The sequence below is a fragment of the Streptomyces sp. NPDC054770 genome (genome assembly GCF_053611985.1).
In genome coordinates this window covers 1-23,276 of record NZ_JBSHBL010000071.1, presented here as the reverse complement: position 1 = coordinate 23,276, position 23,276 = coordinate 1, and the positions used below count along the sequence as shown (strand labels likewise).

Sequence of the window (23,276 nt, the reverse complement as noted above, 5' to 3'; positions counted from 1 at the left end):
TGCCCTGCGTACACGCGTCCTCGCGTACGGCGACGCCGACCGGGTGCGCGGGCTCCGGTCCGCCATGTCCGATCCTCCCACGTCCGGGCGCCGGACCCGGTCCCCGGTCCAGCAGACGGACGCGGATTTGTCAGGGCGGCCTCCGTTCCGTAACGGCTGACCGGCCCTCAGCGCTCGGCGAGCGCCTTCTCCCCGGCCCGGCGCATGGCGTCCAGCGGGGCCGGGGTGCGCCCGGTCATCTGCTCGACCTGGAGCACGGCCTGGTGCACCAGCAGGTCGAGGCCACTGACCACGGCGCCCCCGAACATGGACCAGTGGGCGGCCAGGGCGGTGGGCCAGGGGTGGTAGAGGACGTCGAAGAGGGTGGTGGGGCGTTCGGGCACGGCGGTGGCGAGGGCGTCGGTGGTGCCGGCGGGGGTGGTGGCGATCACCAGCGGAGCGTGCAGGGCCTGCTCGGCGTCGGCCCAGTCTGCGGTGCGGACCTCGACGTCGAGCCGCTCGCCCCAGTGCCGCATCTCGGCGGCGCGCTCCTCGCTGCGGACGTAGGCGACGACCTCGCCGGTGCAGATCCGGGAGAGTGCGGCCAGCGCGGAGGAGGCGGTGGCGCCGGCGCCCAGGATGGCGGCGGAGTCGACCTGTTCGATGCCGTGCTCGCGGAGCGCGGCGACCATGCCGGGGATGTCGGTGTTGTCCCCGATCCGGCGACCGCCCTCCTTGAAGACGACGGTGTTGACCGCGTCCACCGAGGCGGCCGTCTCGCTGATCTCGTCGAGCAGCGGTATGACCGCCCGCTTCAGCGGCATGGTCAGTGACAGCCCCGCCCACTCAGGCCCCAGCTCCGAGAGGAAACCGGGCAGTCCGGCCTCGTCGACCTCGAAGCGCCCGTACGACCAGTCGGTGAGCCCGAGTTCGTCGTACGCGGCCCGGTGCAGCACCGGGGAGAGGGAGTGGGCGATGGGCTTACCGAGCACGGCGGCCCGGCGGGCATCAGTTGCCCGAGTTGGCATTGAATTTTTCCTTGAGCTTCTCGAATTCGGCGTTGGTCTTGGCGAATTCGGTATTGTTCACGCCGTCGGTCGCCACGAAATACATCCAGCCGTCGTCGGTCGGATTCAGTGCGGCCTTCACCGCGTCCTCGCCGGGGTTGCCGATCGGACCGGGCGGAAGACCCTTCTGCGTATACGTGTTGTACGCGTCCCTGTTGCTGTTGATCTCCGACTCGCTGATGTGGATGTTGCTGGTGCCCTTCAGATAGTTGAAGGTCGAGTCGAATTGCAGCAACTGGTTGGTCTCGGTGTTCGTCGGCTTGAGACGGTTGTAGACCACTTCCGCCATCTTGCGGAAGTCGTCGTGCGTCTTTCCTTCGGCCTGGACGAGGCTCGCGACCGTGATGACCTGCAACGGGTTGTCCAGGTCGAACTTCTTGGCCTGCGCCACCAGGTCGTAGTTGGCGTACTCCTCCTTGGCCGCCGCGACCATCTGTTTCAGGATCGCGTCGGGCTTCATACCCTTGGCCGCGGGATAGCTGCCCGGATAGAGGAAGCCCTCCAGAGGGTCCATGATCTTGCTGTTGGTGTTCGCGTAGCTCGGCAGACCGAGGTTCTTGTATTCGGCCTTGGCGACCTTCTTCGACGTACCGGCGGAAAGGCCGAGTTTCTTGTCGAGGGCCACGTATACGGCCCCCGCGCGCTCACCCGGGGTGACCACCACGTTGGCCTGGCTGCTCGGGTCGAGCATCAGCAGCACACAGCTCGCGGCGGACATCTCCTTCTTGAGGGTGTAGGCGCCCGCCTGGATCGTGTCACCCTTCGAATTCTGCGTCTGCGCGTGGACGAACGCGTCGACGCTCTTGACGACGCCGGCCTCCTTCAGCCGCTGGCCGATCTCGTATCCGCCCGCGCCCTTGGGGATCTGGACGGTCACGGTCTCGCTGGAGCCGCTGCCCGCGTAGTCCGGGGCCGGGCCGAAACGATTTTGGTAGAAATGCCAGCCGAAGTAGCCGACGGTTGCCGCGCCGCCGCCGAAGACCAGGCAGACCACCAGGCAGGCGCAGCCGCTGCGGCGCTTCTTGGTGCCCTTGCCGCCCTTTGCCTCCTTGCCGCGGCCACCACCGCGGCGTCCTTTCGGATCGTCATCGTCTTCGTCGTCATCGTCGGCGCCCGTGAAGAAGGGGTGCTGCTCTTCCTCCTCCTCGGCCGCGGGCTCCGGCTGCGGTTCCGGCTCGGGGCGCCGGCGGCCGGGCGGCTCCGGCGGCGGGTAGGCGTCCTCGGTGCCGTAGAAGTCGGGCTGCTCGGTGCCGTAGGCCACCGGCTGCTGGCCGTAGGGGTCGCCCGGGTCGGCGGCATAGGGAACGTGACCGTGGGTGCCGGTCGCGTCCCAGCCGCCCTGCTGCTGGTACTGGGGTGGGGCATGGCCGACGTACTGCTGGCCGTACTGCTGCTGACCGTATCCGTCGGCGTACTGGAGTTGGCCATACTCGTCGTAGTAGGCGTACTGCTGCTGGTCGTACCCGCCCTGCGGCTGCTGGCCCCAGTCGCCGTACTGCTGCTGCGGCTGCTGCGGGTAGTGCTGCGGCTGACCGCCGTAGGGGGACTGCTGACCCACGTGGGCCTGCTGTCCCTCCCATCCGTCGTCCCCGTACAACGGGTCCTCCGGATGCCACGGTTCGGAGCCTGGGCTCCGGCCATACTCAGTCATCGATCCCCTAGAGCCGCGAGGCGGCGCGTCACGCGGCTGGTGGGCCGGTTGACCGTTCCGCCTCTTGCTGTGCGGTGGCTGTTCGAAAACCATCGCATCGCGCGGAACGTTACCGTATCGCGATCAGATGACTACTTCGACGCCCTCGCCGGGTGGTTTACCTGACACCCGTTCGGATTCCAACGCCTGCTGGAGGATAATCACAGCGGCGGCCTGGTCGATGACCGAGCGCCCCTTCTTGGACTTGACCCCTGAGGCGCGCAGTCCCTGACTGGCCGTCACGGTCGTCATCCGCTCGTCGACCAGCCGGACCGGCACCGGTTTGATGCCCTTGGCGATCTCCTGGGCGAAGGCCCGCACCTTGACGGCGGCCGGGCCCTCGCCTCCCTGGAGGGAGCGCGGGAGCCCGACGACGACCTCGATCGGCTCGTACTCCTCGACCAGTTGCCGCAGCCGGCGGTGGGCCGCAGGGATGTCCCGGCCGGGGACGGTCTCGACCGGGGTGGCGAGGATCCCGTCGGGGTCGCACGAGGCGACCCCGATCCGGGCGTCCCCGACGTCGATCGCGAGCCGACGTCCTCTGCGCATCTCCGACCGTTTCCTTACTTGGCGGTCTCGTCGACGAGGCGCTCGACCGCGTCGATGGCGTCGCCGACGGCGGCCGGGTTCTGGCCGCCGCCCTGGGCGACGTCCGGCTTGCCGCCACCGCCGCCGCCGAGGGTCTTGGCGGCGGTGCGGACCAGGTCACCGGCCTTCAGGCCGCGGTCGCGGGCGGCGTCGTTGGTGGCGATGACCGTGAGGGGCTTGCCGTTGTTGACCGTGAACAGGGCGACCACGGCGGCGCGTCCGCCCTGGATCCGGCCCCGCACGTCGAGGACCAGCTTGCGCAGGTCGTCCGGGGTCGTGCCGTCCGGGACCTGCCCGGTCACCACGGCGATCCCGCGGACGTCCTTCGCGGAGTCGACCAGACCGCCGGCGGCCTGCAGCACCTTCTCCGCTCGGAACTTCTCGATCTCCTTCTCGGCGTCCTTCAGCTTGCCGAGCATGGCGGAGACCTTCTCCGGGAGCTCCTCCGGACGGCCCTTGATCAGCTCCTGGAGCTGGGCGACGACCGTGTGCTCACGGGCCAGGAAGTTGTAGGCGTCGACACCGACGAGGGCCTCGATACGGCGCACGCCCGAGCCGATCGAGGACTCGCCGAGCAGCTTCACCAGGCCCAGCTGGGAGGTGTTGTGCACGTGGGTGCCGCCGCACAGCTCCTTGGAGAAGTCGCCGATGGTCACCACGCGGACCCGCTCGCCGTACTTCTCGCCGAACTCGGCGATGGCGCCCTGCTTCTTGGCCTCGTCGATGCCCATGATGTCGGCGCGCACGTCGAGGTCGCGGGCGAGCACCTCGTTGATCTTCTGCTCGACGTCGGTCATCACGGCCGTCGGCACGGCGGACGGCGAGCCGAAGTCGAAGCGGAAGCGGCCGGGCTGGTTCTCGGAACCGGCCTGGGCGGCCGTCGGGCCGAGCGCGTCGCGCAGGGCCTGGTGCGTGAGGTGGGTGGCCGAGTGGGCGCGGGCGATGGCGGTCCGGCGCCGGGAGTCGATCGAGGCGTGGGCCTTGGCGCCCACCGTCACCTCGCCGACCTGGACGACGCCCTTGTGCACGTACACGCCGGGGACCGGCTTCTGGGTGTCGCGGATCTCGATGACGGCACCGGAGTCGACCCTGATCCGGCCGGTGTCGCCGATCTGGCCGCCGCCCTCGGCGTAGAACGGGGTGCGGTCCAGGACGATCTCGACCTCGTCGCCCTCGCTGGCGGCCGGGGAGGAGACGCCGTCGACCAGGATGCCGACGATCGTGGTCTCGCCCTCGGTGTCCGAGTAGCCGATGAAGTCGGTCTCGCCGGTCTTGTCGGCGATCTCACGGTAGGCGCCGGCACCGGCGTGCCCGGTCTTCTTGGCCTGGGCGTCGGCCTTGGCGCGGTCCCGCTGCTCCTTCATCAGGCGGCGGAAGCCCTCCTCGTCCACCGAAAGGCCCTGTTCGGCGGCCATTTCGAGGGTGAGGTCGATGGGGAAGCCCCAGGTGTCGTGGAGCAGGAACGCCTTGTCGCCCGCGAGGATCTGGCCGCCGGTCTCCTTGGTCTCGGTGACGGCGGTGTCGAGGATGTTGGTGCCGGCCTTCAGCGTCTTGAGGAAGGCGTTCTCCTCGGCGACGGCGACCTTCTCGATCCGCTCGCGGTCGGTGACCAGTTCCGGGTACTGCTGCCCCATCATCCGGATCACGGTGTCGATCAGGTCGAGCACGACCGGGCCGGTGGCGCCCAGCAGGCGCATGTTGCGGATGGCGCGGCGCATGATGCGGCGCAGGACATAGCCGCGGCCCTCGTTGCCGGGGGTCACGCCGTCGCCGATGAGCATGACCGACGTACGCATGTGGTCGGTGACGACGCGCAGCGAGACGTCCGAGCCGTGGGCGTCGCCGTAGTGGACGCCGGTCAGCTCGGTGGCCTTCTCGATGACGGCCATGGAGGTGTCGATCTCGTACATGTTCTGCACGCCCTGCAGAATCATGGCGAGACGCTCCAGGCCGAGGCCCGTGTCGATGTTCTTGCTGGGCAGTTCGCCGAGGATCTCGAAGTTGTCCTTGCCGATGCCCTCGCCGCGTTCGTACTGCATGAAGACCAGGTTCCAGATCTCCACGTACCGCTCGTCGTTGACGGCGGGGCCGCCCTCGACGCCGAACTCGGGGCCGCGGTCGTAGTTGATCTCGGAACAGGGGCCGCAGGGGCCGGGGACGCCCATGGACCAGTAGTTGTCCTTCATGCCGAGGCGCTGGATGCGCTCCTTCGGCACGCCGACGACGTCGTGCCAGATGCGCTCGGCCTCGTCGTCGTCCTTGTACACGGTGATCCAGAGCCGCTCCGGCTCCAGGCCGTAACCGCCCTTGTCCTGGGGGCTGGTGAGCAGCTCCCAGGCGTACTTGATGGCGCCTTCCTTGAAGTAGTCGCCGAACGAGAAGTTGCCGCACATCTGGAAGAACGTGCCGTGCCTGGTGGTCTTGCCGACCTCTTCGATGTCCGGGGTGCGCACGCACTTCTGCACGCTGGTGGCACGGTCGAAGGGCGGCTTGACCTCACCCAGGAAGTAGGGCTTGAAGGGCACCATGCCAGCCGGGACGAGGAGCAGAGTCGGGTCGTCCGCGATGAGCGACGCCGAAGGGACGACGGTGTGCCCGCGCTCCTCGAAGAAGCTCAGCCAGCGGCGGCGGATCTCAGCCGACTCCATCAGTGGTCCTCATTCCGGTTGTACGAGTACGTCGTCCTGTCATCGGCGTACTTCGGGTTGCTGCGGTTCTCGATGGCGGCGAGCCGCCTGGGCGCGGGGAGTTCGGGGTCCGCGTTGATGCCCAGCGCGTCGCCCAGCTCTTCCTCCCGCTGGGCCATGTTGTCGCGGACGTCGAGCGCGAAGCCGACCGCCCGGTCCTTGATCCGGTGGCCCGTCTCCAGCGCCTTGTTCGCGGCGGTCGCGGCGAGGCTCTCGGGAGTCAGCTGCTTCAGCTTGCGGTTGACCTTGGTGGTGGCCCAGACACCGGCGGCGACACCGGTGGTGAACCAGAAGGTACGGCGGAACATATGGCCTGGCTCCTACTTTCCCCGGTTCTTCCGCCGTGCGGCCGGGACCGTCCGGCCCACGATCACCGTACGCCTGGGCTCCTTCACGGGCACGTCCGCCTTGCGGCCTGCCAGTGCCCGGCGCACGCCGTAGCCGAAGGCCGCGACCTTGACCAGCGGGCCGCCGAAGGTGGAGGCGACGGTGGTGGACAGCGCGGAGGCGTTGGACGTGACCTCCTGGACGTCGGACGCGATCGCGTCGACGCGGTCGATCTGGGTCTGCGCGGAGCGCACGGCCGCGGAGGCGTCGGCGAGCAGCGGGACCGCCTGGTCGGTCACGTCCGACACGAGCTTGGTGGTCGCCCTGAGCGTCTGGGCCAGCCTCACGAGAGCCACCGCGAGGAAGGAGACCAGGATCGCCCAGAAGACGGCCACCAGGATCCCGGCCACCTCTCCACCGGACACCGCGCGCACCCGCTCCCTGTCTCGTGCCTGAACAACGTGCCTGAACATCGAAAAGTCTGCACCGAGCCTATCGCGCCGGGGGTGGGACTCCGTACCGGATTACCGCGCGCGGACGGCGGAGTTGCGGGAAGCGATTGTACGGAACGAACACGGTTAAGTACGCTCCGTGTCCCATGCGAGGTCCTCAGCGCCCCGGCCCTTCGGCGGACGGCAATCTGCCCCTGGAACTGACCGCCTTCGTGGGCCGCTCCGCCGAACTCGGCGAGCTGTCCCGGGCCCTGGGGTCCGGCCGGCTGGTGACGGTGACCGGGCCCGGCGGGGTCGGCAAGTCCCGGCTGGCGGCCCGGGCGGCGGCCGGTGCGGTGCCCCGGGACGGGGTGTGGCGGGTGGAGCTGGCGCCGGTACGCGATCCGGAGTTCGTGGACTACGCGGTCGTGGAGGCGCTCGGCCTGACCGACCACACCACCCGGCTGCCGCGCGAGACGCTCCTCGCACATCTGGCCGGTCGCCGGATCCTCCTGGTCCTGGACGGGTTCGAGCATCTGGTCGACGCGTGCGCCGAGCTGGTGGCCGAGCTGTTGCGGCGGCTGCCGGACCTGACCGTGCTGGCGGCGGGCCGGCGGCCGCTCGGGGTGGCCGGCGAGCGGCTGTTCCCGCTGGCGCCGCTCGGCGAGGACGAGGCGGTGGAGCTGTTCGCCGAGCGTGCCGGGCGGCAGGGGCTGGACGTGCGGGACTGTGCGGAGGCGCGGGAGGTCTGCCGGCGCCTGGACGGGATCCCGCTGGCGGTCGAGCTGGCCGCGGGGCGGCTGCGGGCGCTGTCGCCGGGGCAGTTGCTGGAGCGGCTCGACGACCGGTTCCGGCTGCTGACCGGCGGCGGGCAGGACGCGCTCCCCCGGCACCGGACGCTGCGCACGGCGATCGGCTGGAGCCATGAACTGTGCACGCCCGCCGAGCGGTTGCTGTGGGCGCGGCTGTCGGTGTTCGCGCAGACCTTCGACCTGGAGGCCGCCGAGTACGTGTGCAGCGGGGACGGGCTGGCCGCCGAGGAGGTTCTGGAAGTGCTGGCGGAGCTGCTCGCCCAGTCGGTGGTGTCCCGTGAGGAGACGGTCTCGGGCGTGCGCTACCGGATGCTCGACACCGTGCGGGCGTACGGCGCGGACTGGCTGGCGGCGACGGGGGACGCGAGTCGGCTGCGGCGCCGGCACCGGGACTGGTTCATGGGGCTGGCGACCTGGTGCGAGCTGGAGTGGTTCTCGCCGCGGCAGGGCGGGGTGGCCGCGCGGGTCGAGGCCGAGCTGCCGAATCTGCGGACGGCTCTGGACCACTGCCTGACCGAGCCGGACGAGGCGCATCTGGGCCAGTGTCTGGCGGGTTCGCTGTGGTTCTGCTGGGCGGGCTGCGGGCGGCTCTCGGAGGGGCGGCGCTGGCTGGAGCGGAGTCTGGAGCTGGACTCGGAGTATCCGCAGTCCCGGCTGAAGGCCCTGTGGGTGCTCGGCTATGTGGCGATCCTCCAGGGCGACGCGGTGTCCGCGCTCGCCGCGCTCCAGGAGTGCCGTGCGGAGGCCGAGCTGGCCGCCGATCCGACGGCGGTGGCGTACGCGGAGCACCGCACCGGCTGTCTGGCCCTGGTCACGGATGACATGGCGCGTGCGGAGACGCTGCTGCGCTCGGCCCTCGGCCGCTACCAGGAGATCGGCGAGCTCAACAGCAATGTCCTGATGGGTCAGGTCGAGCTGGCGATGACCAGGGCGTTCCTCGGCGACCTGCCGGACGCGGTGCGGCTGTGCGAGGACGTGCGCCGGGTGTGCGAGGACCACGGCGAGCGGTGGGCCCGCTCGTACGCGCTGTACGTGCTGGCGTACGCGGCCTGGCAGGGCGGCGACCACGCGGTGGCCCGGGAGCTGCTGACCGACTGCCTGGGCCATGCGCACGGATTCCGGGATCTGCTCGGCTCGGTTCTGTCGATCGAGCTCCTGGCCCTGGTGACGGTGGCGCAGGGCGATCCGGCGGAGGCCGCGGTGCTGCAGGGCGCGGCCGGCCGGATGTGGCCGTCGGTGGGACTGCCGCTGTTCGGATCCGCCTACTACAACGCCCCGCACGAACTGTGCGAGGCGACGGCCCGGCGGGCGCTGGGCGACGAGCGGTACGCGGAGTGCGTACGGCAGGGGGCGCTGCTGGACCGGGAGGCGGCGGTGGCCCGGGCGCTGGAGTACTTGGGGGTACGGCCGCTGGACGCGCTGCCGGCGCCGCGCGGGCCGGTACGGCAGCGGCGGGACGGCGCGGACATGCGGAAGCCCGCCGCCTCGCCCACCCGGAAGGGCGGGGAGACGGCGGGCTGACGCTGAGGTGCTACACCCGGCCGGTGATCAGCGGGCGTAGTACTCGACGACGAGCTGCTCGTCGCAGATGACCGGAACTTCCTTGCGGTTCGGCTCGCGGTCCAGGCGGAAGGCCAGGGCGCGGAGGTTCACCTGGAGGTAGCGCGGGGTCTCGCCGTCGGGGGCGAAGCCACCCTCACGGGCGATCTGGAAGAGCGTCTTGTCCTTCGAGCGGTCGCGGACCTGGATGACGTCGTCCGGACGCACGCGGTAGGACGGCTTGTCGACCTTCTGGCCGTTGACCTGGATGTGGCCGTGCACGACCATCTGGCGGGCCTGGTAGATCGTGCGGGCGATGCCCGAACGCAGGACCAGCGCGTCGAGGCGGCGCTCCAGCTCGATGATCAGGGCCTCACCGGTCTTGCCCTGGACCTTGGAGGCACGCTCGTAGGCGCGGACGAGCTGGCGCTCGGACACGTCGTACTGCGCGCGCAGACGCTGCTTCTCCAGCAGACGGACCTTGTAGTCCGAGTTCTGCTTGCGGCCGCGGCCGTGCTCACCCGGCGGGTAGGGGCGGGCCTCGAAGTACTTGACGGCCTTCGGGGTCAGCGCGATGCCGAGGGCACGCGACTTCTTGACCTTGGGGCGGGACTGGTTCGCCACTGTCTCTTTCTTCCTTCTGATATTCGGCTTGTCAGGGTTGAGGGAGGTCGCAATCCGCAGCCGGGGAAACCCGCCGGAACCCGTTGCCGGGCCTGGTGGGCAGCCGCTCCCCTGGTCTGGGCACATACGTGCAGCACGCGAGTGGCCCACCGACCGGTCCCGCCGTGCGGCGGATGGTGGTGGGCTGCCCGCGACACCGATCGACGGTGCGCGACGCTCCTGGATCCCCCTGACGGGGGTTCCGGCCGACTGTCCCGCTCTGACTGCGCGGGACTCGGCGCTTCGAGGGATTCTACAGGCTGCTCAGGACCGCCTGCGACCGAGGTGCTTCCTGGTCCACTCGACGGCGTCGGCGTAGCGGGCCTCGGAGCCGTGCCGGGTCGGGGTGTAGTACTCGCGGTCCCTGACGGTGTCCGGGGCGTACTGCTGCTCGGCGATGCCCTCGGGCAGGTCGTGCGGGTAGACGTAGCCCTGCGCGTGCCCGAGTTTGGCGGCGCCCTTGTAGTGGCCGTCGCGCAGGTGCGGGGGCACCTGTCCGGCCAGGCCCTTGCGGACGTCCTCCAGGGCGGCGCCGATCGCGGTGGTCGCGGAGTTGGACTTGGGGGCCAGGGCGAGGGCGATGGTGGCGTGGCTGAGGGTGAGGGCGGCCTCGGGGAAGCCGATCATGGCGACGGCCTGGGCGGCGGCCACGGCTATGGGCAGGGCGTTCGGGTCGGCGAGGCCGATGTCCTCGCTCGCCGAGATCATCAGGCGGCGGGCGATGAAGCGGGGGTCCTCGCCGGCCTCGATCATGCGGGCCAGGTAGTGCAGGGCCGCGTCGACGTCGGAGCCCCGGATGGACTTGATGAGGGCGCTGGCGACGTCGTAGTGCTGGTCGCCGTCGCGGTCGTACTTCACCGCGGCCCGGTCGACGACCTCCTCCAGGGTCCCCAGGCCGATCTCCGTCTCGCCCTTGTCGAGGGCGGCCCCGGCGGCGGCCTCCAGGGCGGTCAGGGCGCGGCGGGCGTCGCCGCCGGCGATGCGCAGCAGGTGCTCCTCGGTGTCCGCGGGGAGGGTGACGGAGTCCTTCAGGCCGCGCTCGTCGGTCAGGGCCCTTCTCAGCAGCCCCCGGACGTCGTCGTCGGTGAGCGGTTCGAGGGTGAGGAGCAGGGAGCGGGACAGCAGGGGGGAGATCACCGAGAAGTACGGGTTCTCGGTGGTCGCGGCGATCAGGGTGACCCAGCGGTTCTCGACGGCCGGGAGCAGGGAGTCCTGCTGGGCCTTGCTGAAGCGGTGGATCTCGTCCAGGAAGAGGACGGTCTCCTTGCCGTAGCCCCCGGTGGCGCGGCGGGCGCCGTCGATGACCGCGCGGACCTCCTTGACGCCGGCGGTGATCGCGGAGAGCTCCACGAACCGCTTGTCGGTCGCCTTGGAGACGACGTACGCGAGGGTGGTCTTGCCGGTGCCGGGCGGCCCCCAGAGGATCACGGACGACGGTCCGGCCGGGCCGCCGGAACCCTCGCCGACCAGTCTGCGCAGGGGTGAGCCGGGCTTCAGCAGGTGCTGCTGGCCCACCACCTCGTCGATGGTGCGCGGGCGCATCCGCACCGCCAGGGGACTGCCGGTCGGGTCCTTCTCCTGGCGTTCTTCTGCGGCGGCGGTGAACAGGTCGGGTTCCACGCTGAAACCCTAAGTCACGGCACTGACAATCCCGCCCGGGCCGTCTGCGGCCCCGGTCGTCAGCTGGTCCAGAAGTCCCACCAGCGGGTCAGGACCAGCATGCCGATGATGCCGATGTGCAGGACCGGCAGCACCCAGGTGAACTCGCCGAAGAAGGACTTCAGCCACTTCGGGGCGGGCAGGAAGCCCTTGCGGATGTTGAAGGAGGTCACGTACCAGAACATGGTGATCGTGGCGACCCAGGCCAGCGAGCACCACAGGCACAACGCGTTGATCCGGTACAGGGACTGGAACTGCAGCCAGGTGCAGAAGCCGACGCCGAAGAGCGTGCCGAAGTTGAAGGTCAGCCAGTACCAGCGCGGGAAGCGGGCGCCGGTCAGCAGGCTCATGCCGACGCAGATGACGATGCCGTAGCAGACCAGGCCGAGCATCGGGTTCGGGAAGCCGAAGGCGGCGGCCTGCTTGGACTCCATGACGCTGCCGCAGGAGACCACCGGGTTGAGGCTGCACCCGGGGGTGTACGACGTGCCCGCGATCTTGGCTTCCAGCAGCTTGAACTTGTCGAACGTGATGACCCACGCGGCCAGCAGGCCGGCGGCGCCCGTGATGACCAGCAGCAGCGCGAAGGCGAGACTGCCGCCCTCCGTGCGCGGTGCGGCGGAGGCGTGCTCCGGCTCGGGCTCGGTGGAGACGTCCTTGACTGTCGTCTTGCTCATCACGCCGATTCCGTCTGTTTGAGAGTTGGAACTCCTTCGGGCAGGGGCCATTGTGCCGCACGGGGCGCCCTGTCCACCGTTCGGTGGACATAAGGAAGTACGCACGGTCGTCCCGGAGAGTTCGGTTCCGGCCGATGATCGGGGCCATGACAGCACACGGACACGAACTCGCGGTGGACGTCCGCGGACTGCGCAAGCAGTACGGCGACGTGACCGCGGTGGACGGCATCGACCTGGGCATCCGGCGGGGCGAGGTGTTCGGCCTGCTCGGGCCCAACGGGGCGGGCAAGAGCACGACGGTGGAGATCCTCCAGGGCAACCGGACCCGGGACGCGGGCGAGGTGTCGGTCCTGGGCGCCGACCCGGCGACGGGCACGCGCGCGTGGCGGTCCCGGGTGGGAATCGTCTGGCAGGACGAATCGGCGCCCGCCGAGTTGACGGTCCGCGAGACGGTGCGGCACTTCGCGCACTACTACCCGAGGCCGCGCGACCCGGAGCAGGTGATCGGGCTGGTCGGTCTGGAGGCCAAGGCGGACAGCCGGATCAAGTCCCTCTCGGGCGGCCAGCGGCGCCGCCTGGACGTGGCGCTCGGCGTGATCGGCGACCCGGAGCTCCTGCTCCTTGACGAGCCGACGACCGGCTTCGACCCGGCGGCCCGGCGCCGGTTCTGGGACCTGATCCGGCTGCTCGCGGACGAGGGCACGACGATCCTGCTCACCACCCACTACCTGGAGGAGGCGGAGGCGCTCGCGAACCGGCTGGCGATCGTCGCCCGGGGCCGGGTGGTCGCCGAGGGCGAGCCGCAGGCGCTGCGGGACCGCTTCGGCACCGGCGCCACCGTCGAGTGGACCGAGCCCGACGGCACGACGCGCACCGAGCACACCGAGACCCCGACCAGGACGGTCGCCGAGCTGATGCGCCGCTTCGACGGCGAGATCCCGGGGCTGCGGGTGAGCCGCCCCACCCTGGAGGACGTCTACCTCCGCCTGACCGGACAGGAGACCGCACGATGACCACCACGACCACCGTGTCCGTACGGGCCCGCAGCGGCGACGCACGGCTGCCCGGCGCCTGGACCCTGGGCCTGCGCCGGGGCGCCCTGGAGATCAGGCAGTTCTTCCGCCAGCGCGACCAGGTGGTCTTCACCTTCGCCTTCCCGGTCGTCTTCCTCTTCCTGTTCGCGTCGATCTTCCACGACGACGTCAAGGGCAGCGGCGTCACCGCCTCCCAGCTCTACGTGCCCGCCATGATGGCCTCCGGGATCATGTCCACCAGCTTCCAGTCGCTGGGCATCTCGATCGCGGTGGAACGCGACGAGAAGGTGCTGCGCCGGCTGCGCGGGACGCCGATGCCGCCGTCGGCGTACTTCCTGGGCAAGATCTGGCTGGTTCTCTGCACCGGCGTGCTGGAGACGGCGATCCTGCTCGCCGTGGGCACGACGCTGTACGACGTCTCGCTGCCCACGTCCGCGACCCGCTGGCTGGACTTCGTGTGGATCTTCGTGCTGGGGCTGACCGGGTGCGCGCTGCTCGGCATCGCGATCAGCTCGGTGCCGAAGTCGGCGAAGAGCGCCAGCTCGGTGGTGGTACTCCCCTTCCTGGTCCTCCAGTTCATCTCCGGGGTGTACATCTCGGTCGACACCATCCCCGGCTGGATGCTGGACGTCGGCGCCCTGTTCCCGCTGAAGTGGATGTGCCAGGGGCTGCGCGGGGTGTTCCTGCCCGACTCGGCGAAGGTCCTGGAACAGGCGGGCGACTGGGAGTTCGGACGGATCGCCCTGGTGCTGGCCGCCTGGTGCGTCGGAGGATTGGTGCTGTGTCTGCTGACCTTCCGCTGGAAGACCCGGCGCGACGGATGACCGGCCGGGGCGTGGCGCGCGACGCCCACGCCTGGGACCGCACGATCCGGACCTGGGACGTGTACTTCGCGATCGCCTGGGCGGCGACCCTGGCCTTCGTGCTCGGCATGGAGTACCCGGGGCGGCCGGTCCGGCTGGCCGCGGCGCTGCTGCTGGTGCCGCTGGTGCCCTGGTACGCGGCGGTCGGGCGGGCGCTGATCCAGCAGGACCACCCCGACGAACGGCCGGCGGTGCGCTATCTCGCCGGGGCGATGGCGCTGTACCTGCCCTCCGCGGTGCTGGTCGGCGAGGCCCGGCTGATGTCGTTCGCGCTGATCCCCCAGTGCTTCATGACCCTGCGCAGGCGCCGGGCGCTGATCACGGTCACCGTGATCAACCTGGCCCCGGTGGCGGGCTGGGCCCTGCTGTGGCGGCCGCGGCTCCCCGACCTCTTCGCCAACTCCCTCTCCTCCCTGGTGAGTCTGGTCTTCTCGGTGGTGATCGGCAGCTGGATCATCCGCATCATCGAGCAGAGCGAGGAACGGGCCGAGCTGATCGCCGAGCTGGACGCCAGCCGGCACGAGATCTCCCGGCTGTCGGCGGCGCACGGGGCGCTCACGGAGCGGGAGCGGATGGCACGCGAGATACACGACACCCTCGCCCAGGGGTTCACCAGCCTGCTGATGCTGGTGCAGGCGGTGGAGGCGGAACTGGACGACGACCTGCCGCAGGCCCGCCGCCATCTGGCCCTGATGGACGAGACGGCCCGGCAGAACCTCGCCGAGGCGCGTGCGTTGGTCACCAGCGGCACACCCGCCGATCTGGACGGCGCCTCGCTGCCGGACGCGCTGCGCCGGCTGGTCGACCGGCACGGGGCGGCCACGCTGGCGGTGACCGGGCCGGTACGGCGACTCCCCGCCGGCACCGAGGTGGTGGCCCTGCGCTCCTGTCAGGAGGGCCTGACCAACGCACGCAAACACGCGGGGAGTTCGGTGCCGGTCGCCATCCACCTCCGCTACACGGACGCATCGCTCACCGTCGCCGTCCACGACGACGGCCGCGGGTTCGACCCGGCCGCCGAGTGCTCCGGCTACGGTCTGGCGGGGCTGCGGGCGCGGGCGGCGGAGGCGGGCGGTACGGCGACGGTACGCAGCGCGCCGGGCGACGGCACGACGGTGACGGTACGACTGCCGGTGGGAGGTGATCCGCGGTGATCCGGATCGTGCTCGCCGACGACCATCCCGTCGTCCGCGAGGGGCTGCGCGCGATGCTCAGCGCCGAGCCGGACCTGGAGGTGGTCGCCGACGCGTCCAACGGGCCGCAGGCGGAGGCGCTGGCGGCGGAACTCGGCCCCGACATCGTGCTGATGGACCTGCGGATGCCGGGCGGCGGGGGCGTCGACTCGATCGTGCGCATGTCGGAGGCGGGACTGCGCTGCCGGGTGGTCGTGCTGACGACGTACGAGAACGACCGGGACATCCTGCGCGCGGTGGAGGCCGGTGCGGCGGGCTACCTGCTCAAGGACCTGCCCCGGGGCGAACTGGCGGACGCGGTACGGGCCGCTGCGCGGGGCGAGACCGTGCTGGCCCCGTCGGTCGCGGCGAGGCTGGTGGACCAGCTGCGGGTCCGGCCGGAGCGACCGCGCCTGTCCGACCGTGAGGTGGCGGTACTGCGGCTGGTGGCGGACGGCTGCACGAACGCGGAGATCGGGCGCCGGCTGTTCATCGGGGAGTCGACGGTGAAGACGCATCTGCTGCGGGCGTTCGCCAAGCTGGGGGTGGACGACCGAACGGCTGCGGTCACGTACGCGATGAGGCTGGGCCTACTGGACTGACCCCCCTCGCCCACCCGCCCACCCGACTCGGTCAGTCGAAAAGCGAGGTCGAGACCCCCACTCGCCCACCCGCCCACCCGACTCGGCCTGTCGAAAAGCGAGGTCGAGACGCCCCTTGCCCACCCACCCACCCGACTCGGTCGGTTGAGGAGTGAGGTGGAGAGGCCCCTCGAACCGCCTCTCCCTCGTGTCTGGCCCCGTTTCCCACCCCGCTTCCCGCCTCGCCTCTCGGGTGACCGAGTCGGGTGGTGGGTGGGGGGGCAGGTCGGGGTTGAAGGGGTCGAGCCCCTGGAGATGGGACGGGTAGGGGCGGCGGGGGCGATGAACGCCCCGGCGCCGCCCCGGGCCGGCCTCTCGCGGGCGTCTCAGCCCAGCCGGGACTCCAGTTCCGCCACGATCTCGTTCACGCCGATCGCCGACTGCTCGCCCGACGCCATGTCCTTCAGCTGGACGACGCCCTCGGCGAGGTCCCGCTCACCGGCGACGATCGTGTACCGGGCACCGCTGCGGTTGGCGTTCTTCATGGCGCCCTTGAGCCCCTTGGCGCCGTAGGAGAAGTCCGCCGCGATGCCGACCCGGCGCAGCTCCGTGACCTTGGCGAAGAGCACGCGCCGCGCCTCCTCGCCGAGCGGTACCGCGAAGACGCTGGTGGCGGACGGGATGTCGAGCTCGACCCCCTCGGCCTCCAGGGCGAGGACCGTGCGGTCGACGCCGAGGGCCCAGCCCACCGACGGCAGCGCGGGGCCGCCGATCATCTCGGAGAGGCCGTCGTAGCGGCCGCCGCCGCCCACCGCGGACTGGGAGCCCAGGCCGTCGTGGACGAACTCGAAGGTGGTGCGGGTGTAGTAGTCGAGACCGCGGACCAGCTTCGGGTCGTCCTCGTAGGAGACGCCCGCGGCCGTGATGAGCTCGCGGACCTCCTCGTGGTACGCCTTGCAGGCGTCGCAGAGGTAATCGCGCAGGAGAGGGGCGTCGCCCAGCTGCTTCTGGACCGACTCCCGCTTGTCGTCCAGGACGCGGAGCGGGTTGATCTCGGCCCGGCGCAGGGTGTCCTCGTCCAGGTCCAGGCCGCGCAGGAAGTCCTGGAGGGCCGCGCGGTACACCGGGCGGCACTCCTTGTCGCCCAGGCTGTTGAGCAGGATGCGGAAGTTGCTCAGGCCCAGCGAGCGGTAAGCCTGGTCGGCCAGGATGATCAGCTCGGCGTCCAGGGCCGGGTCCTCGGCGCCGATCGCCTCCGCACCGACCTGGGAGAAGTGGCGGTAGCGGCCCTTCTGCGGGCGCTCGTAGCGGTAGTACGAGCCGGAGTACCAGAGCTTGACGGGGAGGTTGCCCGCCTTGTGCAGGTTCGCCTCCAGCGCGGCACGCAGCACCGACGCCGTGCCCTCGGGGCGCAGCGCCAGCCGGTCGCCGCCCTTGGTCTCGAAGGCGTACATCTCCTTGGTGACGATGTCGGTGGACTCGCCGACACCGCGCGCGAAGAGCTCGACGTTCTCGAAGCCCGGGGTCTCGATGTAGCCGTAGCCGGAGTTGCGCAGCGGCGCGGCGATCGCCTCGCGGACGGCGAGGTACTTGGCGCTCTCCGGCGGAATCAGGTCGTACGTGCCCTTGGGGGCCTGAAAGGTGCTCACGGAAGGTCTCTCGTCACATTCCTCGTCGGGGAGCCTGGGGTGCTCCCTGGCCGTCGGCGGCCACCTGCAGCAGATAGGGGTTGGTGGCGCGCTCCTGGCCGATGGTCGTCTGGGGGCCGTGGCCGGACAGCACCACGGTGGAGTCGTCGAGCGGCAGGCACACGCGGGCCAGCGAGCCCAGCATGTCGTCCATGGAGCCGCCCGGCAGATCCGTGCGTCCGATGGAGCCGGCGAAGAGCAGATCGCCCGAGAAGAAGACCGAGGGGATCTCGGCCGTCTCCGGCATCTGGAAGGTCACCGACCCCCTGGTATGGCCCGGCGCGTGCGCGACGGAGAATTCGAGTCCGGCCAGCTCCAGCCGCACGCCGTCGGTCAGTTCGAACACGTCGTCCGGCTCCCCCACCGTCAGCTCGCCCATCAGCGGCATGCCGATGGACCGGCCGAGCGCCTTCTCGGGGTCGCTCAGCATGTACCGGTCCTCGGGGTGGATCCAGGCCGGTACGTCGTGTGCTCCGCAGACGGGGACGACCGAGGCCACGTGGTCGATGTGGCCATGGGTGAGGACGACGGCGACGGGCTTGAGCCGATGCTTCTTCAGTGCTTCCTCGACGCCTTCGGCGGCCTGGTGGCCGGGGTCGATGATCACGCACTCCGCACCGGCGGCGGGGGCGACGAGATAACAGTTCGTCCCCCAGGCCCCGGCGGGGAACCCGGCAATGAGCACGATCGTCCTTCGTTGTGTCGATTCGGGTGGCTACAAGCTGTGGTCCAGAGCCTACCGGCGCTGCCGTTTCCTCAGCGAACCCATATACGGTACGGGGCTACACGCAGCGGTCGGCTCACACAGCGCACAGGACGCACGCGTACCGGTCGACACACGACAGGCATGAGGAGAGAACCCGGTGGTCAGCCAGGAGCAGCGGCGGCGTCAGCTCGCCCGGGAGAAGTTCTTGCGGCAGCAGCAGCGGCGCACCAGCGCACGTCGCAAGTCACGCATGCGCAACTCCGTGATCGCGTCCGTGCTCGGCGTGATCGTGATCGGCAGCATCGTGTTGTACACGACCAATTTCCTGAAGGGCGACGACAAGGCGAACGCCAGCTCGCAGACGACGCCCAGCGCCACGCCCAGTGCCAGCAAGGCGCCGGACCCGTGCGAGAAGGCCGCGGCCGGCAAGGTGAAGAAGCTGAGCTGGAAGAAGGAGCCGGCGATGACGATCGACACGTCCGCCGCCTACACGCTGAAGCTGGCGACGACGTGCGGTGACATCGGCATCGCACTGAAGACGGCGGCGGCCCCGCACACCGCGAACTCGTTCAACTTCCTCGCGTCGCAGGGCTTCTTCGACCACACCAAGTGCCACCGGCTCACCACCAACGGCATCTACGTGCTCCAGTGCGGCGACCCGACGGGCACCGGAAGCGGCGGTCCCGGGTACACGATCCCGGACGAGAACCTCAAGGACAAAAGCCTGAAGGGCGGCGTCTACCCGGCGGGCACGGTCGCGATGGCCAACACGGGCCAGAAGCACACCGGTGGCAGCCAGTTCTTCCTGGTGTACCAGGACAGCCAGTTGCCGGCCAGCTACACCCCGTTCGGCACTGTCGACGCGGCCGGACTGAAGGTTCTGAAGAAAATCGCCGCCGCGGGAGAGAACACCGGTCAGGGCGACGGAGCCCCGAATGCAACGGTCGTGATCAACAAGGCCACGGTCACGAAATCCTGACCACCAACTGCGAAATTTCGGTCGCGCGGGATGCGGACAGGCAACCCGCCGGTCGCCTATGTTGGCCGTGACGAAACTGTGGACGATGCCCGGGGGCGCTGAGGCCCCTCGCGGGCATCATGTGGAGGAGGCGCTGTGAGCAGCGACCCGTGGGGCCGCGTCGACGAGACGGGGACCGTGTACGTGCGTACGGCCGACGGCGAGCAGGTCGTCGGTTCCTGGCAGGCCGGCTCCCCTGAGGAGGCGCTGGCCTACTTCGAGCGCAAGTACGAGGGCCTGGTTGTCGAGATCGGCCTCCTCGAAAAGCGAGTACAGACCACCGACCTGTCGGCGAAGGACGCCCAGGCCGCCATCGACCACCTGCGCGAGCAGGTGGAGGCGCACCACGCGGTCGGTGATCTGGAGGCGCTGCGGACCCGGCTCGGCGGGCTGGTGAAGACCGTGGAGTCGCGGCGCGAGGAGCGTCGGGCGCAGCGTGCCAAGCAGTCCGACGAGGCCCGGCAGGCCAAGGAGGACCTGGTCGTCGAGGCGGAGCAGCTGGCCCAGTCCGACCAGTGGCGGGCGGCCGGTGAGCGGCTGCGGTCCCTGGTGGACACCTGGAAGGGCCTGCCGCGCCTGGACCGCAAGTCGGACGACGAGCTGTGGCACCGCTTCTCGCACGCCCGGTCGGCGTTCTCCAAGCGCCGCAAGGCGCACTTCGCGCAGCTCGACGCGCAGCGCGAGGACGCCCGCAAGGCCAAGGAGAAGCTGGTCGCCGAGGCCGAGGCGCTGTCGGACTCGTCGGACTGGGGTCCGACGGCCGCGCGTTACCGCGAGCTGATGGCCGAGTGGAAGGCCGCCGGCCGCGCCCAGCGCGAGCACGAGGACGACCTGTGGAACCGCTTCCGCGGCGCCCAGGACGTGTTCTTCGCGGCGCGCGGGTCCGCCTTCGCCGAGCGGGACGCGGAGCAGACGGAGAACCTGAAGCTGAAGGAGGAGCTGGCCGCCGAGGCCGAGAAGCTCCTGCCGATCAGCGACCTGAAGTCCGCTCGGTCCGCCTTCCGCTCGATCAACGAGCGGTGGGAGGCCATCGGTCATGTGCCGCGCGACGCGCGTCCGAAGGTCGAGGGCCGGATGCACACGGTGGACCGGGCCATCCAGGAGGCCGAGGAGGCCGAGTGGCGCCGGACCAACCCGGAGGCACGCGCGCGTGCCGCGGGTCTGACCGGCCAGCTGCAGGCGGCCGTGGACAAGCTGAGGGCGCAGATCGAGCAGGCCCGCGCCCAGGGCAACACGTCGAAGGCGGAGAAGCTGGAGCGTGAGCTGGAGGGCCGCCAGGCGCTCCTGGAGCAGGCTCTGAAGGGCCTCCAGGAGTTCGGCGGCTAGGAGTCCCAGCACACCGAGAGGGGCCCCGTACACGGCGTACGGGGCCCCTCTCGGTGTATGCCCGGGCGGTGCTACGACCGGTTGCGCGCCGAGGTGACCCGGTAGACGTCGTACACGCCCTCCACGCCCCGGACCGCCTTCAGGACGTGGCCCAGGTGCTTGGGGTCGCCCATCTCGAAGGTGAAGCGGGAGGTGGCCACCCGGTCGCGGGAGGTCTGGACGGCCGCGGAGAGGATGTTGACGTGCTGGTCGGACAGGACGCGGGTGACGTCGGAGAGGAGCCTGGAGCGGTCCAGCGCCTCGACCTGGATGGCGACCAGGAAGACCGAGGACTGGGTGGGCGCCCACTCGACGTCGAGGATGCGCTCGGGCTCGCGGGACAGTGACTCCACGTTGACGCAGTCGCTGCGGTGAACCGATACACCGCTACCGCGTGTGACGAAGCCGATGATCGGGTCGCCCGGCACCGGCGTACAGCAGCGGGCCAGCTTGACCCAGACGTCGTCGACGCCCTTCACGACCACACCGGGGTCCTGGTTGCTGCGCCGCTTGCGGCCGCGGGTGCGGGACGGCGGGACCGCCTCGTCGATCTCCTCGGTGGCCGCCTCCTCGCCGCCGAGCGCCTGCACCAGCTTATGCACGACGTTCTGCGCGGCCACGTGGCCCTCGCCGATCGCCGCGTACAGCGAGGAGATGTCCGGGTAGCGCATCTCGTGGGCCAGCGTGACCAGCGAGTCGCCGGTGAGGATGCGCTGGATCGGCAGGTTCTGCTTGCGCATCGCGCGGACGATGGCGTCCTTGCCCTGCTCGATGGCCTCGTCCCGGCGCTCCTTGGAGAACCAGCCGCGGATCTTGTTGCGGGCGCGCGGGGACTTGACGAAGCCGAGCCAGTCGCGGGACGGCCCGGCGCCGGTTGCCTTGGAGGTGAAGACCTCGACCAGGTCGCCGTTGTCCAGCGTCGATTCGAGCGGGACGAGACGGCCGTTGACCCTGGCCCCTATCGTCCGGTGGCCGACCTCGGTGTGGACCGCGTACGCGAAGTCGACCGGGGTGGCGCCGGCCGGGAGCGCTATGACGTCGCCCTTGGGCGTGAAGACGAAGACCTCGTTGCGGGACAGGTCGAAGCGCAGGGACTCCAGGAACTCGCTGGGGTCCTCGGTCTCCTTCTGCCAGTCCAGCAACTGCCGCAGCCAGGCCATGTCGTTGAGGTGGTCGTCCTTGCCCTTGCCGGACGACTTCGGCACGTCGGTGCGGACCTTGGAGGCGCCGGCCACGGCCTCCTGCTTGTACTTCCAGTGCGCGGCGATGCCGTACTCGGCGCGGCGGTGCATGTCGAAGGTGCGGATCTGGAGTTCGACCGGCTTGCCGTTGGGCCCGATGACCGTCGTGTGCAGCGACTGGTACATGTTGAACTTGGGCATCGCGATGTAGTCCTTGAAGCGCCCCGGAACCGGGTTCCAGCGCGCGTGGACGGTGCCCAGGGCCGCGTAGCAGTCGCGGACGGTGTCCACCAGGACGCGGATGCCCACCAGGTCGTAGATCTCCGCGAAGTCCCGGCCGCGGACGATCATCTTCTGGTAGACGCTGTAGTAGTGCTTCGGCCGGCCGGTGACGGTCGCCTTGATGCGGGCGGCGCGCAGGTCGGACTGGACCTCGTCGGTCACTATGGCCAGGTACTCGTCGCGCTTGGGGGCGCGCTCGGCGACCAGCCGGACGATCTCGTCGTACATCTTGGGGTAGAGGATCGCGAACGCGAGGTCCTCCAGCTCCCACTTGATGGTGTTCATGCCCAGGCGATGGGCGAGCGGCGCGTAGATCTCCAGGGTCTCGCGCGCCTTCTTCTCCTGCTTCTCGCGCTTGAGGTAGCGCATGGTGCGCATGTTGTGCAGGCGGTCGGCGAGCTTGATGACCAGGACGCGCGGGTCCTTGGCCATGGCGACGACCATCTTGCGTACGGTCTCGGCCTGCGCGGCCTCGCCGAACTTGACCTTGTCCAGCTTGGTCACGCCGTCGACGAGCAGCGCGACGACGTCGCCGAAGTCGCGGCGCAGGTCCTCCAGGCCGTACTCGGTGTCCTCGACGGTGTCGTGCAGCAGGCCCGCCATCAGGGTCGCCGGGTCCATGCCCAGCTCGGCGAGGATCGTGGTCACCGCGAGCGGGTGCGTGATGTACGGGTCGCCGCTCTTGCGCTTCTGGCCGCGGTGCCAGCGCTCGGCGACCTGGTAGGCGCGCTCGATCTGGCGCAGCGTGGCGTTCTCGATCTTGGGGTCGTTGCTGCGGACTATGCGCAGCAGCGGTTCCAGGACCGGGTTGTACGGGTTGGCGCGCTGCACGCCGAGGCGGGCCAGGCGGGCGCGGACGCGGTTGGAGGAGCCGGAGCGCGCGGGCTGGCCGGAGTTCGGACGGACCGCGGGCGGCGTCGCGGTGCGCTCGGGCGGGGCCGGCTTGGGGCGCGACTGCTCGGCCGACTTGTCGACGGGCCCGGACTGGGCATGCTCGACCGGCCCGCGGGCGTCGTTCTTCGCATGCGGCGTGCTCGGCGCGGGCTTGTCCGCAGCCGCCGAGGCGGACTCGGGCTTGGCGGCGGTCAGGTGCTGGGCCTCGTCTGGCAAGAGGACTCCTCGTGCGCGATCCGGGTCCCCCGGTCAGGCTCCGGATGACCCATGGTAGCGATCCCGGGCTCCGGGATCGCCTTCAGGCCGATGTGAGAGCGGTCCATCGGGTTAACACGGGCGGCTGCCACCGGATTCCCTGTCCCTTCAACAGAGC

General features: G+C 70.3%; 19 protein-coding genes. 7 read left to right on the top strand and 12 right to left on the bottom strand.

Translation table 11 applies throughout. The features are described 5' to 3' along the window. Positions 1 to 167 precede the first annotated feature (167 nt). The 6 genes from ACWGKQ_RS40465 to ACWGKQ_RS40440 form a co-directional block, all read right to left on the bottom strand. Positions 168 to 1,007 (bottom strand): shikimate dehydrogenase, encoded by an 840-nt coding sequence (locus ACWGKQ_RS40465; RefSeq protein ID WP_453297065.1) that lies wholly within the window; start codon positions 1,005 to 1,007, stop codon positions 168 to 170. After that, entirely contained in the window at positions 988 to 2,697 is a 1,710-nt protein-coding gene (gene mltG, locus ACWGKQ_RS40460) for an endolytic transglycosylase MltG (protein WP_453297064.1), read from the bottom strand. Before mltG ends, ACWGKQ_RS40465 begins: the two co-directional genes overlap by 20 nt. A 123-nt stretch (positions 2,698 to 2,820) precedes the next feature. Then, complete coding sequence (gene ruvX, locus ACWGKQ_RS40455) at positions 2,821 to 3,285, bottom strand: Holliday junction resolvase RuvX (RefSeq protein WP_453297063.1); 465 nt, start codon at positions 3,283 to 3,285, stop codon at positions 2,821 to 2,823. Positions 3,286 to 3,299: 14 nt separating this feature from the next. After that, entirely contained in the window at positions 3,300 to 5,972 is a 2,673-nt protein-coding gene (gene alaS, locus ACWGKQ_RS40450) for an alanine--tRNA ligase (RefSeq protein WP_453297062.1), read from the bottom strand. Beyond that, complete coding sequence (locus ACWGKQ_RS40445) at positions 5,972 to 6,319, bottom strand: hypothetical protein (RefSeq protein WP_453297061.1); 348 nt, start codon at positions 6,317 to 6,319, stop codon at positions 5,972 to 5,974. Before ACWGKQ_RS40445 ends, alaS begins: the two co-directional genes overlap by 1 nt. 12 nt (positions 6,320 to 6,331) lie before the next feature. Further along, positions 6,332 to 6,772: a DUF948 domain-containing protein gene (locus ACWGKQ_RS40440; RefSeq protein ID WP_453297060.1), complete on the bottom strand. Its 441-nt coding sequence runs from the start codon at positions 6,770 to 6,772 to the stop codon at positions 6,332 to 6,334. Between the two features lie 164 nt (positions 6,773 to 6,936). Here ACWGKQ_RS40440 and ACWGKQ_RS40435 point away from each other — a divergent pair, with 164 nt between their 5' ends. Further along, the gene (locus tag ACWGKQ_RS40435; protein ID WP_453297059.1) at positions 6,937 to 9,102 is read left to right on the top strand and encodes an ATP-binding protein; all 2,166 of its coding nucleotides are present in this window, start codon (positions 6,937 to 6,939) and stop codon (positions 9,100 to 9,102) included. A gap of 27 nt (positions 9,103 to 9,129) precedes the next feature. Here the strand turns inward: ACWGKQ_RS40435 and rpsD are convergent, their stop codons facing one another. The 3 genes from rpsD to ACWGKQ_RS40420 form a co-directional block, all read right to left on the bottom strand. After that, entirely contained in the window at positions 9,130 to 9,744 is a 615-nt protein-coding gene (gene rpsD, locus ACWGKQ_RS40430) for a 30S ribosomal protein S4 (RefSeq protein ID WP_089103239.1), read from the bottom strand. Positions 9,745 to 10,047: 303 nt separating this feature from the next. Beyond that, on the bottom strand, positions 10,048 to 11,403 hold the full coding sequence (locus tag ACWGKQ_RS40425; protein ID WP_453297058.1) for a replication-associated recombination protein A: 1,356 nt from the start codon (positions 11,401 to 11,403) through the stop codon (positions 10,048 to 10,050). A 59-nt stretch (positions 11,404 to 11,462) separates the two neighbouring features. Beyond that, a complete protein-coding gene (locus ACWGKQ_RS40420) occupies positions 11,463 to 12,119 on the bottom strand; it encodes a vitamin K epoxide reductase family protein (RefSeq protein ID WP_453297057.1) in 657 nt (218 codons plus the stop codon). A gap of 146 nt (positions 12,120 to 12,265) precedes the next feature. Between ACWGKQ_RS40420 and ACWGKQ_RS40415 the strand changes: the two genes are divergently transcribed. From ACWGKQ_RS40415 to ACWGKQ_RS40400, 4 genes are read left to right on the top strand one after another with little or no spacing between them, the layout of a single operon-like run. After that, a complete protein-coding gene (locus tag ACWGKQ_RS40415; RefSeq protein ID WP_453297056.1) occupies positions 12,266 to 13,132 on the top strand; it encodes an ABC transporter ATP-binding protein in 867 nt (288 codons plus the stop codon). After that, positions 13,129 to 13,977, top strand: coding sequence for an ABC transporter permease (locus tag ACWGKQ_RS40410; protein WP_453297055.1), 849 nt, complete (start codon positions 13,129 to 13,131; stop codon positions 13,975 to 13,977). The genes ACWGKQ_RS40415 and ACWGKQ_RS40410 overlap by 4 nt, the downstream gene beginning before the upstream one ends. Then, on the top strand, positions 13,974 to 15,170 hold the full coding sequence (locus tag ACWGKQ_RS40405) for a sensor histidine kinase (protein WP_453297084.1): 1,197 nt from the start codon (positions 13,974 to 13,976) through the stop codon (positions 15,168 to 15,170). Before ACWGKQ_RS40410 ends, ACWGKQ_RS40405 begins: the two co-directional genes overlap by 4 nt. Beyond that, entirely contained in the window at positions 15,167 to 15,790 is a 624-nt protein-coding gene (locus ACWGKQ_RS40400; RefSeq protein ID WP_453297054.1) for a response regulator, read from the top strand. The genes ACWGKQ_RS40405 and ACWGKQ_RS40400 overlap by 4 nt, the downstream gene beginning before the upstream one ends. A 365-nt stretch (positions 15,791 to 16,155) precedes the next feature. Here ACWGKQ_RS40400 and hisS read toward each other — a convergent pair whose 3' ends face one another. Next, entirely contained in the window at positions 16,156 to 17,418 is a 1,263-nt protein-coding gene (hisS, locus tag ACWGKQ_RS40395; RefSeq protein ID WP_453297053.1) for a histidine--tRNA ligase, read from the bottom strand. A gap of 13 nt (positions 17,419 to 17,431) precedes the next feature. Next, complete coding sequence (locus ACWGKQ_RS40390; RefSeq protein WP_453297052.1) at positions 17,432 to 18,142, bottom strand: MBL fold metallo-hydrolase; 711 nt, start codon at positions 18,140 to 18,142, stop codon at positions 17,432 to 17,434. Positions 18,143 to 18,320: 178 nt separating this feature from the next. On the opposite strand from ACWGKQ_RS40390, the gene ACWGKQ_RS40385 reads away from it, so the two are divergent. Further along, positions 18,321 to 19,142, top strand: a complete 822-nt coding sequence (locus tag ACWGKQ_RS40385) for a peptidylprolyl isomerase (RefSeq protein WP_453297051.1) — start codon at positions 18,321 to 18,323, stop codon at positions 19,140 to 19,142. A 135-nt stretch (positions 19,143 to 19,277) separates the two neighbouring features. After that, entirely contained in the window at positions 19,278 to 20,507 is a 1,230-nt protein-coding gene (locus ACWGKQ_RS40380) for a DUF349 domain-containing protein (protein ID WP_453297050.1), read from the top strand. Between the two features lie 71 nt (positions 20,508 to 20,578). Here the strand turns inward: ACWGKQ_RS40380 and ACWGKQ_RS40375 are convergent, their stop codons facing one another. Then, positions 20,579 to 23,119, bottom strand: a complete 2,541-nt coding sequence (locus tag ACWGKQ_RS40375; protein ID WP_453297049.1) for a RelA/SpoT family protein — start codon at positions 23,117 to 23,119, stop codon at positions 20,579 to 20,581. Positions 23,120 to 23,276: the final 157 nt, after the last annotated feature.

What these genes read in the sequence shown, in the direction of transcription:
- ACWGKQ_RS40445 (WP_453297061.1), bottom strand. Translation starts at nt 6,319, where the DNA reads ATGTTCCGCCGTACCTTCTGGTTCACCACCGGTGTCGCCGCCGGTGTC.
- mltG (WP_453297064.1), bottom strand. Translation starts at nt 2,697, where the DNA reads ATGACTGAGTATGGCCGGAGCCCAGGCTCCGAACCGTGGCATCCGGAG.
- ACWGKQ_RS40420 (WP_453297057.1), bottom strand. Translation starts at nt 12,119, where the DNA reads ATGAGCAAGACGACAGTCAAGGACGTCTCCACCGAGCCCGAGCCGGAG.
- ACWGKQ_RS40415 (WP_453297056.1), top strand. Translation starts at nt 12,266, where the DNA reads ATGACAGCACACGGACACGAACTCGCGGTGGACGTCCGCGGACTGCGC.
- ruvX (WP_453297063.1), bottom strand. Translation starts at nt 3,285, where the DNA reads ATGCGCAGAGGACGTCGGCTCGCGATCGACGTCGGGGACGCCCGGATC.
- ACWGKQ_RS40435 (WP_453297059.1), top strand. Translation starts at nt 6,937, where the DNA reads ATGCGAGGTCCTCAGCGCCCCGGCCCTTCGGCGGACGGCAATCTGCCC.
- ACWGKQ_RS40405 (WP_453297084.1), top strand. Translation starts at nt 13,974, where the DNA reads ATGACCGGCCGGGGCGTGGCGCGCGACGCCCACGCCTGGGACCGCACG.
- alaS (WP_453297062.1), bottom strand. Translation starts at nt 5,972, where the DNA reads ATGGAGTCGGCTGAGATCCGCCGCCGCTGGCTGAGCTTCTTCGAGGAG.
- ACWGKQ_RS40410 (WP_453297055.1), top strand. Translation starts at nt 13,129, where the DNA reads ATGACCACCACGACCACCGTGTCCGTACGGGCCCGCAGCGGCGACGCA.
- ACWGKQ_RS40465 (WP_453297065.1), bottom strand. Translation starts at nt 1,007, where the DNA reads ATGCCAACTCGGGCAACTGATGCCCGCCGGGCCGCCGTGCTCGGTAAG.